Consider the following 16473-nt stretch of genomic DNA (forward strand, 5'->3'; position numbering starts at 1 on the left):
GTCCAAGTATATCATGAAGCGGCCGGGCGGCAATTCGTATACTTTTCTTCATAACGCCGCATGATATAATGGCAGGCGGAGGGTTGTTTATGATACATATAACCGCAATCACAACACATAATGAGATATTAGATAATATCCCCCTATCACGTACAGAACAACCGGACATCGCATGGTACTGGATTGATTTTTTCGGCGCTGAGATGCATGAAACCGAGCTGCTGCGTGATTATTTTCACTTTCATCCGCTTGCGATCGAGGATTGCTTTCAGCATATGCAGCGGCCGAAAATCGACCATTATGACGGCTACCGTTTTTATGTGCTCCACGCTCTGAACCCGGACACACTGGAAATGGAAGAGGTGGACATTTTTCAGTCCGACCGTTTCATCGTCAGCTTCCATTTGCACGAATCGCCCGGCGTCTCAAAGGTGAGAGAACGGTTTTTCGCTTCTCCGGGATTAGCCAAAAAAGGGCCCGGGCACATCACTTATATGATTATGGATCAGCTTGTCGATGAATATTTCCCCGTGCTGTACAAAATTGAAGACCGGCTGAATGAAATTGAAGACAGCAGAACACATAAATCTTACGGCACTTTAATGAATGAAGTGTTTGAATTGCGGACTGATCTTTTGAACCTGAGGCGGACGATCATTCCGATGCGCGATTTAATGTACCGGATTTTGAGCCTTGACCATGTAAAAGAAAGCCGTGAAACGAAAGCGTATTTCAGCGATATTTATGACCACCTGTTAAAACTGGCTGAGCTGATCGAGTCAAACCGTGATATGACGTCAGATTTGCGGGACAGCTATGTGACGCTGAATTCAAACCGGATGAACGCCATTATGATGACATTAACCATCGTCTCGACCATTTTTATCCCGCTGACGTTCATCGCAGGGGTTTACGGCATGAATTTCGATAACATGCCTGAGCTTCATTGGAAATACGGGTATTTTATCGTTTTGGGCGTAATGGCCGTTCTTGTGGCCGCCATGCTGTTTTGGTTCGCCCGCAAAGGCTGGTTTAATATTTTCAAGTAAGAACGGCTGCCGGCTGTTCTTTTTTTTGAGAAAACATGATAGTCTGGAAAAAAACGTAAAGAGGTGTGCACCGTTACCATCCTTTCTCACAAAATCATTTCTTCTGTCCTCCTGGCTTTCAGTGTCATGTCCATTGCACCGCTGTATAACGGCCGTACGGTGTCTGATTACATCTTTGAGTTACTCGGCTTTTCCTCTTGGCCGGAAGATGGAGCCCACATCTCCGTCATCCCCGGGGTCGTGCTTTACTTTGCGGCGTTAATCTGGTGTGCCGCCGCGTTCAGGCGGACGCTTCCCGCGGCGGGGCTGTTTCTGATCTTTCTCAGTATGGGGGCCGCTTCCGGTATCAGTCCTGCCACCGAATATGCCGCTTTTTCCTTAAAACAGTTCGCGCCCGAAAAAGAGGCTGTCGAATATGTGAAGCACCGCAGCGAATGCAGTCATCTGGTTGAGCGAAAAAGAGCGGGCATGAGCTGCACGCTTTATATCAATCATTACGGAAAAGGGGAACAAACCATTTCTGTCACCCCGGATTTATCAGAAAACATAAAGGACGTCACATTCAAATCAAAAACATTCACTGTAAAACCCCGTACAAAAACAATCATCAAAACCCGATTTACCGGATTTTATAAGGGGAAATCCGCTTCAGACTCCGGATGGTCTTCAGAACCTGAACTGAAAGTGGCAATCCTGTACACAGCAGATTAACCATTTTGCATGTATAATGGTGGAAAACTTTTCATTGGAGGGACTGTCAAATGAAGATCGCCATCGTCGGACTCGGCAATATGGGCCGCCCCATCGCCGAAAATATTATGAAAGCCGGATACAGTCTGACTGTATATAACCGGACGAAAGAAAAAGCGGCTGACCTGCTGGATAAAGGGGCAGAATATGCCGAAACGCCCCGACAGGCAGCTGAACATGCGGACATCGTGCTGTCCATGCTGTCAGACGATGACGCCGTAATAGATGTAACGTTCGGAGCTTGCGGCATTATTGCCGGGTTATCTGAAAACGGCATTCATATTTCAATGAGCACGATCAGTACGGTGCTGTCAGAACAGCTTTCCGCCGCACATTCGGGCAGAGGACAGTCCTTTATTGCCGCTCCCGTCCTCGGCCGCCCCGATGCCGCCGAGAAGGCCGAGCTTCGCATCATCACAGCCGGACCGGCGGAAGCGAAGAAAAAGGCCGAACCGCTGCTTAACATCCTGAGTCAGCAAGTATTTGACACTGGTGAAGAAACAAAAACGGCCAATGCCGCGAAAATCAGCGTCAATTTCTTGCTGGTGTCCATGCTTGAGGCGTTATCTGAATCGTTCTTAATGATGGAGAAGTACGGGTTAGAGCAAAAACAATTTTTAGAAATCGCCGGCGCGCTCTTTGGCTCTCCCGTCTATCAAAATTACGGCACGATCATGGCTGAGGAGAAATTTGAGCCGGCCGGTTTCAAAATGTCTTTAGGGCTGAAGGATACCAATCTGGCGCTCGCCGCCGCAGAACACGTTTCCGCAAAACTCCCTCTTGCCGAACTGGCCAAGAGCCATTTTGAAAGCGGGATCGCACAAGGCTTCGGGGATCTGGATTGGGCCGCTTTGATTAAATGCCTGAAATAACAAAACACCTCTCCATTACCAGGAGAGGTGTTTTCTACAGGCACGGCAGCTTCATTTCTTTCTCAAACATCAGGTCATCAATGCTTTTAAACGTGTAGCCTTCTTTTTTCAAATCGGTAATCGCATCGTCCAGAGCTTCTGAATTGTCCTTTGAAACGGTGTGGAGAAGGTAGATCGCGCCGGGATGCGCCTGCTTTATCATGTGATCATAGGCGTATTGTTTCCCTTTTTGCTCGTTAACCTTCCAGTCGACAAATGCGACGGACCAGAAAACGGTTTGGTAGCCGAGGCGCTTCGTTTCTTTGAGGACATATTCGCTGAATACGCCGCGCGGCGGACGGAGATACAGGTTGTCCCGCTTTCCAGTAATGTTGTACACAGCTTCCGTGACAGAATCGAGTTCGTCTTGAATCTGATCGCCCGTTTTTGTCGTCAGATCAGGATGATGAAAAGAATGATTGCCGATGATATGGCCTTCCTTTGACATCCGTTTAATCAAATCAGGCTGCTCTTTCACAAAATGACCCGTGACAAAAAAAGTGCCCGTGACGTGATGTTTTTTTAACACATCAAGCACTTTCGGGGTGTACCCATTTTCATATCCGTTATCAAACGTTAAATAGATGGTCTTTTCTTTCGTATTGCCCAAATAAAAGGCATCATATTTTTTGACCAGATTGTCCAGCTGTCTGCCGGCATCCGGCGGCTGATGATTGACGCTGCGTTTAAAGCCCCAGTTTATCCGTTCATTCGGCACGGCTTCTGCGCTGTTGATGCCTCCCGCAAGTAAAACGGCCATGCAGCAAATTGAACAAAACCATTTCATGACCAGCACTCCTTCTGCATTTTTCCTTATTTTGCAGTAGGCTCTGCCCTTTTATACAGCCGCATTATGGAAAAAGAAAAACCCCGGCATCCGCCGGGGTTTATTCCCAATCCTTTTTAAAGCGTTCGTATTTTGCTTCCAGATCATCAAGCATGCCGATGAGCCGGTCTATATCTTCAACGTCCGTTGATTCAGGGTCTAATGAATCAATGACATTCATAAACATATCGAGTCTGTTCTTCAGGTAATCGAGCTGCTGATCTTTGCTGTTTACTGCATTCCCCATACTTCCACTCCATTCATTTTTTATAATGGTAGCGTATTTTTTGCCGTTTTTCAATGGTTCCGCTACTTGCGATCTTGGCAGATCAGGTCTAAAATTAACAGTTGGCAGACGTTAGTATGCCCCATTTATAAAGGAGTTAGATAGTCATGACACAAAACACAACACTGCGTCCGATCACACCGGAGTACGATCCTTGGGAAGCGTACATGGATGTCGACCAGTATGGAGATATGAAACTGACGAACGTTGAATTCACAACGACGACTTTGTGCAATATGAGATGCGAGCACTGCGCCGTCGGGTACACGCTCCAGCCGAAAGACCCGAATGCGCTGCCGATCGACCTTTTATTAAAGCGGCTTGATGAAATTCCTCTGTTACGCTCTATCAGCATTACGGGCGGCGAACCGATGCTTTCGCTGAAATCGGTAAAGGAATACGTCGTCCCGCTTTTAAAATATGCCCATGAACGCGGCGTGCGCACACAGATCAATTCAAACCTGACGCTTGATATCGGGCGCTACGAACGGATTATTCCCTATTTGGACGTTCTTCACATTTCTCACAATTGGGGAACGGTCGAGGACTTTGCCGACATCGGATTTGCGATGATGGAGAAGAAACCGACATTTGAACAGCGGGCGCGCTATTTTGACAAAATGATTGAAAACAGCCGCACGCTGGTCGAAGCAGGCGTAATGGTTTCAGCGGAAACGATGCTGAACAAACGGACGCTGCCGCATATTGAACATATTCACCGGCAGATTACGGAAGAAATGAAATGCCAGCGGCACGAAGTCCATCCGATGTATCCGAGTGATTTCGCCAGCGCGCTTGAATCACTCAGCCTGAAGGACATGAGACAGGCCATTCATCATCTGCTCGACATTCGCGATGAAGAGACATGGATGCTGTTCGGTACGCTCCCGTTTTACGCATGCAGCCCTGATGAAGAAGACCAGAAGCTCCTCCTCCGCCTGCGGGAAGCGAAAAACGTTACGGTGCGAAACGACCCTGACGGCCGCTCCCGCCTGAATGTCAACATTTTTGACGGAAATATCATTGTCACGGATTTCGGCGATACACCGCCGCTCGGCAATATTAAAACAGACAGCCTTCCCGAAGCATATGACAAGTGGAGACAGACGAAGCTGAGCAAAGAGCTGAACTGCCGCTGCACAAACGTCCGGTGCCTCGGCCCGAACGTCCTTGTCAAAAACAGTTATTATCAGGACACAGATTTTTCATTACGAAAAGCCAGAGGTTAACAAAAGATGGAAACGACATTTACGGACATTTTGAAAAGCAAAGTGGTTGAGATCATCATCGTCGCTCTCGTGCTTTACGCCGGTGTTTTTCTGATCAACCGCTTTGTCCAGGTGTTATTTAAACGCACGGATTTCTTGGAGGAACGGAAAGGGAAAACGATTGAAAGCCTCGTCCGATCCATCACCCAGTATACGGCGACGATCGGTTTTATCTTTTACGTCATTTCTTTATTCGTTCATGATTTCGGCCGAATTTTAGCCGGGGCGGGTGTTGCCGGTATCGTCATCGGTTTCGGCGCCCAGTCGTTAATCAAGGACATATTGGCCGGTGTCTTTTTAATATACGAACGCCAGCTTCATAAAGGCGATTACGTGACGATTAACAATCTGTTCAACGGCACAGTCGAAGAAATCGGACTCCGTTCCCTCCAGATCCGTGAGTGGACCGGCAAGCTGCTTACCATATCTAACGGTGAGGTCAGACAGCTTCAAAACTATAACATTGATTTTATGCGGATTACCGAGTCCGTCGTGATCAGTTACAAGGAAGATCCCGAGCGGGTCTATGCCGTCTTAGAAAAAGCCTGCGACATGCTCAATGATGAGCTTCGCGATTCACTGAAGCGGGATGAATTTCTCAATGCGACGGAGCCGTTTCAAGTGCATGGAATCATGAGCCTGAACAAATTGACAAGAGGCATAGAATTTACCGTCAAAGGCATGGTTCAAGACACAGAATACTTCTCGGCGAGCCTTGCGGTGAGACGCGTTCTTGCCCGGGAGCTGTACAACAACAATGTGCAATTGCTCGAGGAAATGTATCACACACAAAAAAGCTGATTCCCGAACCGGAATCAGCTTTTTTGATTTATCTCGGCTGCGCTGTCATTTGAAAACCGAATGTGACGTGATCCTGCACCGGAATCCAAGCCCCGATTCCTTGCGAAGTCACATTTTTGACGACAAGTTTCCGCTTGCTGCCTTTCAGCACCAAATACACTTCACCGTATGTTACTTTTCCTTTTTCATTAACGGCCGGAGCGTAGGCATGCAGGTAGCCGAGCCGCTGCGGAGAAATTTTGTAGGTTTGATCGCGTTTTGTGCCTGCGCCGATAACCGTTTCAAACGCGAGCGGCAGTTTTGTTTTCTTCATCGCTTTTTGCATCATCATGCTTTTTACGTCTTCTGCGTTCGGCACCTTCGCTGTGAGCCCGCCTTTGATTTTGTATTGCTGTTCTTGGGCGTATGAGATAACCGCGGTTTGCTGCCCGCCCCGGTTATCCGCTCTGTTCGTATTGATTTTTTTATATTCCCAGTTGGCGACCGTTTCGTTCGACTGATAGCCGAGCGCCCATTTCCCGAGAAATATTGTCGCCCGGTATCCGATGGCAAGCGGTGAACCGGAAACCGAGGATTCATTCAGCATCTTTATCAGATGCGGATTTTCGATGTTGATCTCTGATGTATCTAACAATTCCTTCGCCAGTTTGCTCGGCTGAAGCATCGGCTGGTCCTGTGAAGCATTCGGATACGTATTTTCCTTTGAAATGCTTACGACAGAGTTGGGAACTTTAAACGGTTTTTTTGCACCGGCAGACGGCGTTGCGAAAAAACTAAAGGATAACAGCAGAATCAGTGTGGCATGAAACAGCTTTCTCATCATATCACTCTTTCTATAGCATTTTCCTTTAGTCTTTTCCTCCGCAATCGTTGTTATCCGCATTTTTTACAGGTTAAAGCAGGAAAAAACCGATCGCCATAATGACATAAGCGGCAAGGAGCGTAGCCCCTTCAAACCAGTTCGAATCACCGTCATTTGAAATCATTGTCATCAAAAGGACGGATGAGATCATCGCGACAAGCTCGGGCAATGTGAATACAAGCGGCATATTGACCGGAAAAAAGATGGAACAGATCACAAGAACCGGAGCCACAAACATGGCGATCTGCAAAGTCGAGCCTACCGCGATTTCAACGGCGACATCCATCTTGTCTTTGTACGCCATAATAATCGCCGACGCATGCTCTGCGGCATTTCCGACGATTGCGACGATAATCACTCCGATAAACAGCTCGCTCCAGCCGAACTGTTCAGCCACCGCATGAAACGTATGGACAAGGTTTTCAGATATGTAGGCGACGATAATGGTTGAAATAAATAAGACGGCTGTCGCTCTTTTCCCCGACCACTCAGGCTGCTCCTCTTCTTCCTTTGCCTCCGGCTGATTCGGCTGATAAACACCGCGGTGGGTGACGAGCTTGAAATAAAGAGCTGCCACGTACAAAAGGATCATGATGATGCTGATGCCGACACTCAAATCAAGCTTGTTTTTTTCCCCCATATCCATGGAAAACACTTCGGGAATGACAAAAGCAACGATAATGGCAAAAATCAGCAGGCCTGAATTATGCCGTGCATCATGAATATTGAATTCCTGCCGCTTGTATTTCAAACCGCCGATAAAAAACGACAGTCCCGCGACGAGCAAAAGATTGCCGAGCACCGAACCGGTCAGTGAAGCAAGCACGATGCCCGTTAGCCCTTCTTTTAAGGCGAAAAGCGATATAATCAGCTCTACCGCATTGCCGAACGTGGCATTCAGCAGACCGCCGATCCGCGGTCCCGCGATAATGGCAAGAGATTCAGTCGCTCTCCCCATATAACTTGCAAGCGCAATAATCGTCAAGCAATAAATAATAAACAAAACCGCTGACGGCCAGTGCATCAGGCCGCCGATGACTGAAAGCGGCACTCCCGCCGCAGCCGTAAAGAAAAAAATCCGATTCATATCTGCCTGGCTCCTTTTTTCGAATGAGTCTTTTTATATCCTTCTCAAAAACTCCCTCAATTACACTTCCGCGGCAGCCCGAATTGGCATTTTCAGGTTGCCGGACGCGACAAATCCGTGTACGATCAAGAAAGATACTGACGAAGGAGAAAATACGCGATGTCACGACTGTACTTCTTTATTTTGGTTCTGCTTGTTTCCATCTCCGGATTTTCCCAAGGCATGCTTCTGCCGGTGATCTCCGTCATTTTTGAAACGAACGGGGAATCAGCCGCTATAAACGGACTTCACGCAACCGGCCTTTATATCGGCGTGCTTCTGGCGTCGCCGTTTATGGAGGCCCCGCTGCGCAAGCTCGGATTCAAACCTCTGATGGTCATGGGCGGATTTCTTGTTATCATCAGCTTATTCAGTTTTATTTGGCTTCAATCCATATGGTTATGGTTTTTTCTTCGGCTGCTTATCGGAATCGGGGATCATATGCTGCATTTTTCAACCCAAACGTGGGTGACGTCAAAGTCAACGCCCCGAAACAGAGGAAGAAACATTTCGCTGTACGGACTGTCCTTCGGGCTCGGATTCGCTGTCGGCCCGTTCATGGTCCCTCTTGTGAAAACAAGTCCGTCCCTTCCGTTTATCGTATCCGGCTGTATCAGTCTTGCCGCCTGGCTGTTTGTATTTGTCTTACGTAACGAGTACCCGGCGCAAGGTCCGGATGAAACATCCGGGGATAACAGCGCAAAACGGTTTTACCGCGCCCTTCTTTTCGGCTGGGTCGCTTTTCTCCCGGCTTTCGGGTACGGTTTTTTAGAAACAGCGCTGAACGGAAGCTTTCCCGTGTACGCCCTGCGCTTAGGCATATCCGTTGATGCCGTCGCGCTGATATTGCCCGCTTTTGCCATCGGAAGTATTGTATTCCAGTTCCCTCTCGGTTTATTAAGCGATCGATTCGGGAGAAAACGTGTCCTGCTCGTCATCTTATTAACGGGTGCCCTTTGCTTTTTGACGGCCGGAATGTTTCCCTCGCCTTCTGTCATCGGCTGCTGCTTTTTTACGGCGGGAATGGCGGTCGGCAGTATGTTTTCCCTCGGCATCAGCTATATGAGCGACCTGCTGCCGTCCCATCTGCTGCCGGCGGGCAATCTGCTCTGCGGCATTTCCTTCAGCCTCGGCAGCATGATCGGCCCGGTGGCGGGCGGCTGGTATATGCAGCGGTTTGAAAACGCCAATTTGTTTTACTTTATTACGGTGATTCTGGTCTGTATTTGGCTTGCGCTCGTCTTCGGGAAAACAAAGCACAGTCCCGCATCCGAATCCCATTCTTTTCCGGCCTCATAAAAAAGCCGCCTGATCTAAGTCAGGCGGCTTCTTTCTAGTGGTATCCGTTCTGCCCGTTAGCGCTTCCGCTTGTTTTATTCTTCGGGCCGTTTTTGGAGTTTTGTTTATTATGGCTTCCGCCTTTTTTCGTATGCTTGGTCATAATCGATTCCCCTCCGTTTTTCAGCTTGAACGTCTCCGTTCCTCTATAGCTTGCTCCCGCGGTACGGATTTTCATCAGGAAGCTTTTTACGTTTATGTAAAAGCGCGTTGATTTCTCCTCCTAAAATCAGCAGTGTTCCCGTAAGGTAAAACCAGATCATAAGGATGATAATTCCCCCGATGCTCCCGTATGTGGCGCTGTAGTTGGCAAAAGTGCCGACGTAAAATGAGAACAGCATACTGACGATAATCCAGCCGGCTGCCGCAAATACGGCTCCCGGCAGTACAAAACGGAGGGAAAGCCTTTTATTCGGCGCGAAAATGTAAAGCGCGGTAAACACGATTAAAAGGATAAGCGGACTGATACCCCAGCGGACAACCGACCACACCTGCAAAAACAGGCCGGAGGCGCCGATGAAATCTGCGGCCAGCATTCCGATTTCTCTGCCGAACACCGGCAGAAGCAATGCGATTAAAATCGTAACCACCATCGCGATGGTTAAAAAAATTGAGGTCAGGCGAATGATGATAAATGAGCGGTTTTCCTCGACTTCGTAGGCATGGTTAAATGCTCTGACAATCGCGTTCATACCATTCGAAGCCGACCAGATGACGGCGATAATCCCGAATGACAAAAGCCCGCCGCTGCGCTTGTTCAGCGTTTGCTCCGTTATGGATTTCACCATAGACATGGCGCTGTCGGGCGCGTATTGATCGACCGCCCCGAGCACGTCTTCTGCCGATATGGGAAGATAGGCGGTGAGCGTCAGCATGAAAATCATTAACGGAAACAATGACAGCAGGAAAAAATACGCCAGCTCCGCCGATTTACTTTGTCCTTCATGGAGAGAAAACCTTGCAAACAGCTCCTTTATAAAACTCATGACATCCCACCTCAATGATCGTTTTTCGAAAAATGCTCCTTCGTTTCTTTTAACAGGTCAATGACCTGCGGTGTCGTCTGCTTCAGCTTAGTGATCTGGCCGTTTAAAAAACTCAGATCATCCGATACGGTATTGGCGATGGTCTTCACTTGATCAAGTTTTGCAGATGCCTGCTGTTTCAGCACTTCAGGATGTTTTCGGTAGAATGCCGCACGCTGCCTGCACGCGTCCATGTTCCGGAAACATGCCTCTCTTGTCGGCTTATGTAATAAGGACAGTGCTCCGCCGGCGGCAGCGCCGATCAGAATCGCTTTTGCCATGATGCGTGTCTGCTTCATCGGTCAATCCCCCTTATAAATGATGGTCTTTCTTTATTGTCTCCAGCAAATGACGGCACCCGGACTCGACCAAAGCGTACACCTCGCTGAAATTCCCGGTATAATACGGATCGGGCACGTCCGCAAGGTCCGACTCCGGTACATAATCAAGCAGCCTTGCAATACGCGGCGCCGCTTTTTTATAACCGGCCATGCTGCGCAGATGTCCGATATTTTCTGCATCCATCGCAATGACGTAATCAAAATCGGTCAGATCAGACTCACGCACCTGCCTCGCCGTGATGCCGCTTACGCTGATCCCTTTCTTCTTTAGGATCTCCTTTGTCCCTTCATGCGGCGGATTTCCCGCATGCCAGGCGCCGATTCCCGCTGAATCAATGTTAATCTGCCCGTTCAGCCCGTTTTTCTTCACCATATCAGAAAATACCGCCTCTGCCATAGGCGACCGGCAAATATTTCCCAGACAGACAAACAGCACATGTATCATATCGATAACCTCCCTATTCTTTCCCCGCATTTTGAGAATCAAAAACCTTATCATCATCTTAGCAACTTTTCTGCTGCTGTGGAAATAAGCTTTTATTCTAAATGAATTCTGTTAGAATAAAGGGTACGAAAACGGTCATGAAAGGATGCATGAATTTGCCGAGCCAACAAACAGAAACGTTAAACAAAATGATTGAAGACATTTCGCAAAAGCTCAACATGCTCAATGTCGGCGTCATCAGAGCGGAAGATTTCAGTGATGAAAAAATAGAAGATCTTACATACCTTCATCAAATGGTCATGAAAAAAGCATCATTCAGCCCGAGTGAAATGCAGGCCATTGCCGAGGAGCTCGCCTCTCTCAGAAAATAAACCCGTGTCAGACCTGCCGAAAAACGGCGGGTCTTTTTTTGATTTAAAAAAGTAAAAAATAAAAGTTCATCGGTTTGACACATATAAAAAGAAGGAGTATAGTAACTGTGAACTTGGTAGAACGATATACTAAATGAGCGGGCCGCTTATCTTTTTTTATTTAGTAGAACGATATACTCGTTGTGATATCAGCGTTATTCAAGTTTTGTATCTGCAACCGTTTTATCAAACCAGTTTTCAAAGAAAGGCAGTGGTTCAATAAAGGGGAATGGTTCTGCGCTTTTGTTAATTTAAAAATTAATTTAATTCTTTATTAACCGCATTAGGGGATGTCATCATGAAAAACATATACACCAAAATGGCAGCGGGTCTTTATATTAATTATTTCCTGCTGGGCATGATCAATATTATTATCGCATCCAATATGGAGGCATTATCAAAACAGCTTCATACATCCGCAGCCGGGGTCAGCTATTTGGTCTCCGCCATCGGGATCGGGAAGCTGATTTCGCTTCTGTTTGCCGGGAAGCTTTCGGATACATTCGGGAGACGGCCGTTTATCGTGTCGGGCGCCTTTCTGTATCTGATTTTCCTAATCGGAATTCCGCTTTCGACAAACTATACGGCCGCGTTTATCTTCGCCATTTTCGCAGGGATCGCCAATTCCTTCTTGGATTCCGGGACATATCCGGCGCTTATTGAAGGATTTCCGAAAAACGCAAGCTCTGCAACCGTGTTAATCAAAGCGTTTGTATCCATCGGCGCGACGGTGCTTCCGTTTTTCATCGCGTTTATTGCGGACAGGCATTTGTTTTACGGCTGGACGTTTTTCGTACCGGGCATTATTTTCTTCCTGAACGGCTTTTTCCTGTTAAAAGTTCCGTTTCCGAATCATAAGCAAAAAGAAGACGGCGGCCGGACGGAAGCCTCTCCGTCTGATGACGCGTTCACATCACAGCCGTCGATATGGCGCGAAGGTCTTGCGATCATTCTGTTAGGCTTTTCATCTACGGCGCTGTTTATGCTCGTTCAAGTATGGCTTCCTAAGTTCGGGCAAACCGTTTTGGGCATGCCTGAGGTGCAGGCTGTCAAATTGCTGAGCTATTACAGCATCGGTGCGCTTGTGTCCGTATTATTGCTGGCCGTGCTGTTAAACAGAGTGATTCAGCCGATTACGGTAATGGTGCTGTACCCTGTGATCGCGGCAATCGCGCTGCTTGCTCTGATTTTCATTCATCAGCCGGCCGTATCAGTCATCAGCTCCTTTGTCATCGGACTTTCAACTGCGGGTATTCTGCAATTGGCGATGACGGTTATGGCTGTTTTATTCCCTAAAAATAAAGGTACGATCACATCTTTTGTTAATATAGCATCAAGCTTATCTTTTATTGTCATTCCGCTTGTAACGGGAGCGATCTCCAAAGCGGCCGGCCTGACGCCTGTTTTTCTGCTTGATATCGGAATTGCGGCCGTCAGCGCCCTTCTCGCATTGTTTATCGGAATCCGCTTTAAGCAAGTGATGAAAGCCTGACTATTTTTTAAGGGAGAGGATTTATCATGCAATCTATCACGATCAGAAACACGGTCATCGGCGAAGGGCTTCCGAAGATCATTGTGCCGCTGATGGCGGCCGGAGAGAAAGAACTGCTCGAAGAAATTGAAGCCGTCAACAGGCTTCGCCCGGATATCATTGAGTGGCGGGCGGATGTGTACGAGCACGTTGACAGCCTGGACGCCGTAAAAGGCATGCTTGAAAAGCTGCGGAAAGCCGCAGGCGCAACACCGCTGCTTTTCACATTCAGAACTCATAAAGAAGGCGGAAATAAAGTTATTGATGACCGCTTTTACATTGAATTGCTTAAAACCGCCATCGAAACAAAACACATTGACCTTGCAGACGTTGAGTTGTTTACGGGAGAAGCGGAAGTCAAATCAATTGTGAAAACCGCTGAAGACAACGGCGTATATGTCGTCATGTCCAATCATGATTTTCATCAGACACCGAAAAAAGAAGAAATCATTTCTCGGCTGCGGAACATGCAGGCGTACGGCGCGCACATTCCGAAAATCGCGGTGATGCCGCAAAGCACTGAAGATGTTTTCGTCTTATTGGATGCCACTCACACGATGAAAACACAATACGCAGACCGGCCGATCATCACGATGTCAATGGCGGGAACAGGTCTGATCAGCCGCCTGGCCGGCGAAGTCTTCGGTTCAGCGTGCACGTTCGGAGCGGGCAAAGAAGCATCAGCGCCCGGACAGATTCCCGTTGAAGAATTGCGCAGCGTACTCAGCATTTTAAATAAACATATGTAATCAGCGTTTTTCTGCCCTCAAAGCGGGTTGAAAAACAAATGAATGGACTAACGGAGGAATACATCATGAAGAAAGATTTAGGACGGATTAACGGAAAAACTCAGCTTATCGGATTATTCGCAACACCGATCGGACACTCTTTATCTCCGGCGATGCACAACCTGGCGTTTAAAAAATTAGGATTGAACTACGCTTACCTCGCGTTTGAAGTCGGCAATGAACAGCTGGAAGATGTGGTAACGGGAATGCGCGCCTTAAACGTCAGAGGCTTCAATGTCTCGATGCCGAACAAGATGAACATTCTCCCTTACCTCGATGAACTCGCGGATTCAGCGAAATTCACCGGCGCGGTGAATACAGTCGTTAATGAAAACGGCAGACTGATCGGACACTCCACTGACGGTATGGGATACGTCCGCAACTTAAAAGAACACGGCATCGATATCACGGGCAAAAAAATGACGCTGATCGGTTCCGGCGGGGCTGCCACTCCGATAGCGATTCAATCCGCATTGGAAGGCCTCGGAGAAATCTCTATTTTCGCCCGCAATGACGCGTTTTTCGAAAAAGCGGAAGAAAACGTCCGCATCATCAATGAAGAAATGAAGGGATCTTCTTGCAAAGCGAAAGTCTTCCCGCTCGAAGATCAAGATGCGCTGCGTGCTGAAATCGCTTCAAGCGATATTTTCACAAACGGAACAGGTGTCGGCATGAAACCGCTTGAAGGCTTGAGCGTCATTGAAGATACATCCATGCTCCGTCCGGATTTGATTGTGACAGACGTCGTTTACAACCCCGTTACGTCGAAATTGCTTGAACAAGCTCAAGCGGCCGGCTGCAACACCATTAACGGCCTCGGCATGATGCTTTGGCAGGGCGCCATGGCGTTTGAATATTGGACAGGCCGTGAAATGCCGGTTCAGTATATTAAAGAGCAAATGTTTGAATAACCTATTGTGACAGAAGCGCCGAAGGACAATCCGTCTTCCGGCGCTTTATCATTTTCTCCCCCTCTCTCTTTCTTCTCATGCGCCAAAACGCTTATAATGGATGTAACGAATAAAAACCAAGTGAGGAATGCGACGTATGAAACAGCAAAAAAAACGCCGGGTGACATTGCAGCAGGTCGCTGAACATGCCGGCGTCTCAACATCCACCGCTTCATTAATCGTCCGCAATAATCCGCGAATTTCCGAAGCGACCCGTGAGAAAGTGCTGCAATCCATGCGGGAGCTGGGGTACGTATATGATCGGGTCGCCGCGAATTTACGATCACAGACGTCCACAACGGTAGGATTGATTATTACTGACATTTCCAATACGTTTTTCTCAGAGTTTCTGATCGGCGTTCAGAATACGCTTGAGGAAGTCGGATTAACGGTGCTGTTAGGCACGACATTTGATTCCGTCGCCAAGCAGGAGCAGCTGATCTCGACCATGCTGGAGCACAGGGTCGGCGGATTGATTTTGTGTCCGGTTTCAGGTACGGCTGAGGAAACCCTTTCCCGCCTTGAGCAGCTTGACATTCCGGTCGTGCTCGCCGTCAGGGAGATTGCCGATGCCGACTGTGATTTTGTCGGAGCAGATTATGAGGAAGGCACCTATAAGGCAGTGCGTCATTTCATTGAGAAAGGCCATCAGGAGATTGCGTTTCTGGGCGGCGTGAAGCACTCATCAACATGGACGAAGCGCATGAAAGGGTTTAAAAAAGCGCTCCGTGAAGCGGATCTGGAAGTAAAAAATGACTATGTCATTGACAGCGCGCCGACCCGCGAAGCAGGCTGTGAAGCCGTGACGGAGCTCCTCCGCCGGTCTGAGCGCCCGACCGCGATTTTCTGCTTCAGTGATTTGGTCGCGTTCGGCGTCATGCAAGGGATCAGAAAAGCCGGGCTCATTCCGGGCCAAGATATTGACATTGTCGGCTTTGATAACGTGCCGGAAGCTGAAATTTCTTATCCCCCGCTTACAACCGTTTCTTCCTTTCCGCGGCAGTCGGGAAAAGAAGCGGCTCAATTGCTGCATCATAAAATCACCAGTTCCCAGCACAAAAAACAACGCATTATTCTGGCGCCTGAGCTGGTTATCCGGGAATCTTCACAAAAAAAGCGGAACGCCTGATACGGCGCTCCGCTTTTATATTACGCAAGCAGTTTTAATGATTCGCGGTTGAATGCCGGTATGTCATCCGGTGTGCGGCTTGTGACCAGCTGGTTCTGGCAGACAACGACTTCTTCATCCACCACATTTGCGCCCGCGTTTTCCATGTCGATTCGGATTGATGTAAACCCTGTCGCTTTGCGCCCGTCCAATGCTTTCGCGTTGATGAGAAGCTGAGGTCCGTGGCAGATGGCGAACACCGGTTTTTTATCATCCATGAACGCTTTGGCAAATTGGACGAAACGGTCATCCGCACGCAGCATGTCAGGCGAGAATCCGCCCGGGATCAGCAATGCGTCAAAGTCTTTCGGATTCACATCATCGATGGACGCATCCACTTTCACTTCCGCTTCCCCTTGTTTGCCTTTGACTGTTTTTCCTTTTTCCTGTTCAATTACGGTTAATTCATGACCTGCATCTTTAAAAGCTTTCGCAGGTTCAGTATACTCGACATCCTCAAAATAATCCGTTAATACAACTGCAATTTTTTTACCCATAGTTACTACCTCCTGCTTGATGAAGTCTACATAAATCCATGTACCCCAGCCACACTAACATCAAACATAGGTAACGCGTTTGCCGCTCATCCGTTTTACAT

The 16473-nt window shown here is 48.0% G+C and carries 20 protein-coding genes; 11 read left to right on the plus strand and 9 right to left on the minus strand.

What is annotated here, in order from left to right; all coding sequences use genetic code 11:
• Positions 1 to 89: 89 nt before the first annotated feature.
• The 3 genes from corA to D5S11_RS15310 all read left to right on the plus strand — a co-directional run bounded on the left by corA (position 90) and on the right by D5S11_RS15310 (position 2671).
• Complete coding sequence (corA, locus tag D5S11_RS15300; RefSeq protein WP_007408518.1) at positions 90 to 1049, plus strand: magnesium/cobalt transporter CorA; 960 nt, start codon at positions 90 to 92, stop codon at positions 1047 to 1049.
• A 63-nt stretch (positions 1050 to 1112) separates the two neighbouring features.
• Positions 1113 to 1760, plus strand: a complete 648-nt coding sequence (locus D5S11_RS15305) for a hypothetical protein (protein WP_007408517.1) — start codon at positions 1113 to 1115, stop codon at positions 1758 to 1760.
• A gap of 50 nt (positions 1761 to 1810) precedes the next feature.
• Positions 1811 to 2671, plus strand: a complete 861-nt coding sequence (locus tag D5S11_RS15310) for an NAD(P)-dependent oxidoreductase (RefSeq protein WP_007408516.1) — start codon at positions 1811 to 1813, stop codon at positions 2669 to 2671.
• A 34-nt stretch (positions 2672 to 2705) separates the two neighbouring features.
• On the opposite strand, the gene pdaA is transcribed toward D5S11_RS15310, so the two are convergent.
• Together pdaA and D5S11_RS15320 are read right to left on the minus strand one after the other, a co-directional pair.
• Positions 2706 to 3497 carry a delta-lactam-biosynthetic de-N-acetylase gene (gene pdaA, locus D5S11_RS15315; RefSeq protein ID WP_007408515.1) on the minus strand — a complete coding sequence of 264 codons (792 nt, stop codon included), beginning with the start codon at positions 3495 to 3497 and terminating at the stop codon, positions 2706 to 2708.
• 100 nt (positions 3498 to 3597) lie between these two features.
• A complete protein-coding gene (locus D5S11_RS15320; protein WP_003155558.1) occupies positions 3598 to 3783 on the minus strand; it encodes an SE1561 family protein in 186 nt (61 codons plus the stop codon).
• Between the two features lie 146 nt (positions 3784 to 3929).
• Between D5S11_RS15320 and yfkAB the strand changes: the two genes are divergently transcribed.
• Both yfkAB and D5S11_RS15330 read left to right on the plus strand, forming a co-directional pair.
• The gene (gene yfkAB / locus D5S11_RS15325; RefSeq protein ID WP_015417036.1) at positions 3930 to 5051 is read left to right on the plus strand and encodes a radical SAM/CxCxxxxC motif protein YfkAB; all 1122 of its coding nucleotides are present in this window, start codon (positions 3930 to 3932) and stop codon (positions 5049 to 5051) included.
• Between the two features lie 6 nt (positions 5052 to 5057).
• Entirely contained in the window at positions 5058 to 5891 is an 834-nt protein-coding gene (locus tag D5S11_RS15330; RefSeq protein ID WP_108725094.1) for a mechanosensitive ion channel family protein, read from the plus strand.
• Between the two features lie 28 nt (positions 5892 to 5919).
• On the opposite strand, the gene D5S11_RS15335 is transcribed toward D5S11_RS15330, so the two are convergent.
• Together D5S11_RS15335 and cax are read right to left on the minus strand one after the other, a co-directional pair.
• Entirely contained in the window at positions 5920 to 6714 is a 795-nt protein-coding gene (locus tag D5S11_RS15335; RefSeq protein ID WP_094031586.1) for a YfkD famly protein, read from the minus strand.
• A gap of 70 nt (positions 6715 to 6784) precedes the next feature.
• Positions 6785 to 7840: a calcium/proton exchanger gene (gene cax, locus D5S11_RS15340; RefSeq protein ID WP_007408511.1), complete on the minus strand. Its 1056-nt coding sequence runs from the start codon at positions 7838 to 7840 to the stop codon at positions 6785 to 6787.
• A 159-nt stretch (positions 7841 to 7999) separates the two neighbouring features.
• Here cax and D5S11_RS15345 point away from each other — a divergent pair, with 159 nt between their 5' ends.
• Positions 8000 to 9178 (plus strand): MFS transporter, encoded by a 1179-nt coding sequence (locus D5S11_RS15345; protein WP_108725095.1) that lies wholly within the window; start codon positions 8000 to 8002, stop codon positions 9176 to 9178.
• 34 nt (positions 9179 to 9212) lie between these two features.
• Here the strand turns inward: D5S11_RS15345 and D5S11_RS15350 are convergent, their stop codons facing one another.
• From D5S11_RS15350 to D5S11_RS15365, 4 genes are read right to left on the minus strand one after another with little or no spacing between them, the layout of a single operon-like run.
• The gene (locus D5S11_RS15350; RefSeq protein ID WP_023356781.1) at positions 9213 to 9395 is read right to left on the minus strand and encodes a hypothetical protein; all 183 of its coding nucleotides are present in this window, start codon (positions 9393 to 9395) and stop codon (positions 9213 to 9215) included.
• A complete protein-coding gene (locus D5S11_RS15355; protein ID WP_108725096.1) occupies positions 9364 to 10203 on the minus strand; it encodes a YihY family inner membrane protein in 840 nt (279 codons plus the stop codon). Before D5S11_RS15355 ends, D5S11_RS15350 begins: the two co-directional genes overlap by 32 nt.
• 11 nt (positions 10204 to 10214) lie before the next feature.
• A complete protein-coding gene (locus tag D5S11_RS15360) occupies positions 10215 to 10541 on the minus strand; it encodes a hypothetical protein (RefSeq protein ID WP_015239397.1) in 327 nt (108 codons plus the stop codon).
• Positions 10542 to 10554: 13 nt separating this feature from the next.
• Complete coding sequence (locus D5S11_RS15365) at positions 10555 to 11028, minus strand: low molecular weight protein-tyrosine-phosphatase (RefSeq protein ID WP_007408507.1); 474 nt, start codon at positions 11026 to 11028, stop codon at positions 10555 to 10557.
• A gap of 155 nt (positions 11029 to 11183) precedes the next feature.
• Here D5S11_RS15365 and D5S11_RS15370 point away from each other — a divergent pair, with 155 nt between their 5' ends.
• The 5 genes from D5S11_RS15370 (at position 11184) to D5S11_RS15390 (ending at position 15836) form a co-directional block, all read left to right on the plus strand.
• On the plus strand, positions 11184 to 11399 hold the full coding sequence (locus D5S11_RS15370) for a DUF1128 domain-containing protein (protein ID WP_003155571.1): 216 nt from the start codon (positions 11184 to 11186) through the stop codon (positions 11397 to 11399).
• A 337-nt stretch (positions 11400 to 11736) separates the two neighbouring features.
• Complete coding sequence (locus D5S11_RS15375; RefSeq protein ID WP_007408506.1) at positions 11737 to 12930, plus strand: MFS transporter; 1194 nt, start codon at positions 11737 to 11739, stop codon at positions 12928 to 12930.
• 26 nt (positions 12931 to 12956) lie between these two features.
• Entirely contained in the window at positions 12957 to 13718 is a 762-nt protein-coding gene (aroD, locus tag D5S11_RS15380) for a type I 3-dehydroquinate dehydratase (RefSeq protein WP_024085013.1), read from the plus strand.
• Positions 13719 to 13783: 65 nt separating this feature from the next.
• A complete protein-coding gene (locus tag D5S11_RS15385) occupies positions 13784 to 14668 on the plus strand; it encodes a shikimate dehydrogenase (protein ID WP_108725097.1) in 885 nt (294 codons plus the stop codon).
• 136 nt (positions 14669 to 14804) lie between these two features.
• Positions 14805 to 15836 carry a LacI family DNA-binding transcriptional regulator gene (locus D5S11_RS15390; protein WP_108725098.1) on the plus strand — a complete coding sequence of 344 codons (1032 nt, stop codon included), beginning with the start codon at positions 14805 to 14807 and terminating at the stop codon, positions 15834 to 15836.
• 20 nt (positions 15837 to 15856) lie between these two features.
• On the opposite strand, the gene D5S11_RS15395 is transcribed toward D5S11_RS15390, so the two are convergent.
• Positions 15857 to 16372 (minus strand): type 1 glutamine amidotransferase domain-containing protein, encoded by a 516-nt coding sequence (locus tag D5S11_RS15395; RefSeq protein WP_003155578.1) that lies wholly within the window; start codon positions 16370 to 16372, stop codon positions 15857 to 15859.
• Positions 16373 to 16473 lie beyond the last annotated feature (101 nt).

The sequence above is a fragment of the Bacillus sp. L75 genome, assembly GCF_003676355.1.
GTDB classification, from domain to species: Bacteria; Bacillota; Bacilli; order Bacillales; family Bacillaceae; genus Bacillus; species Bacillus velezensis.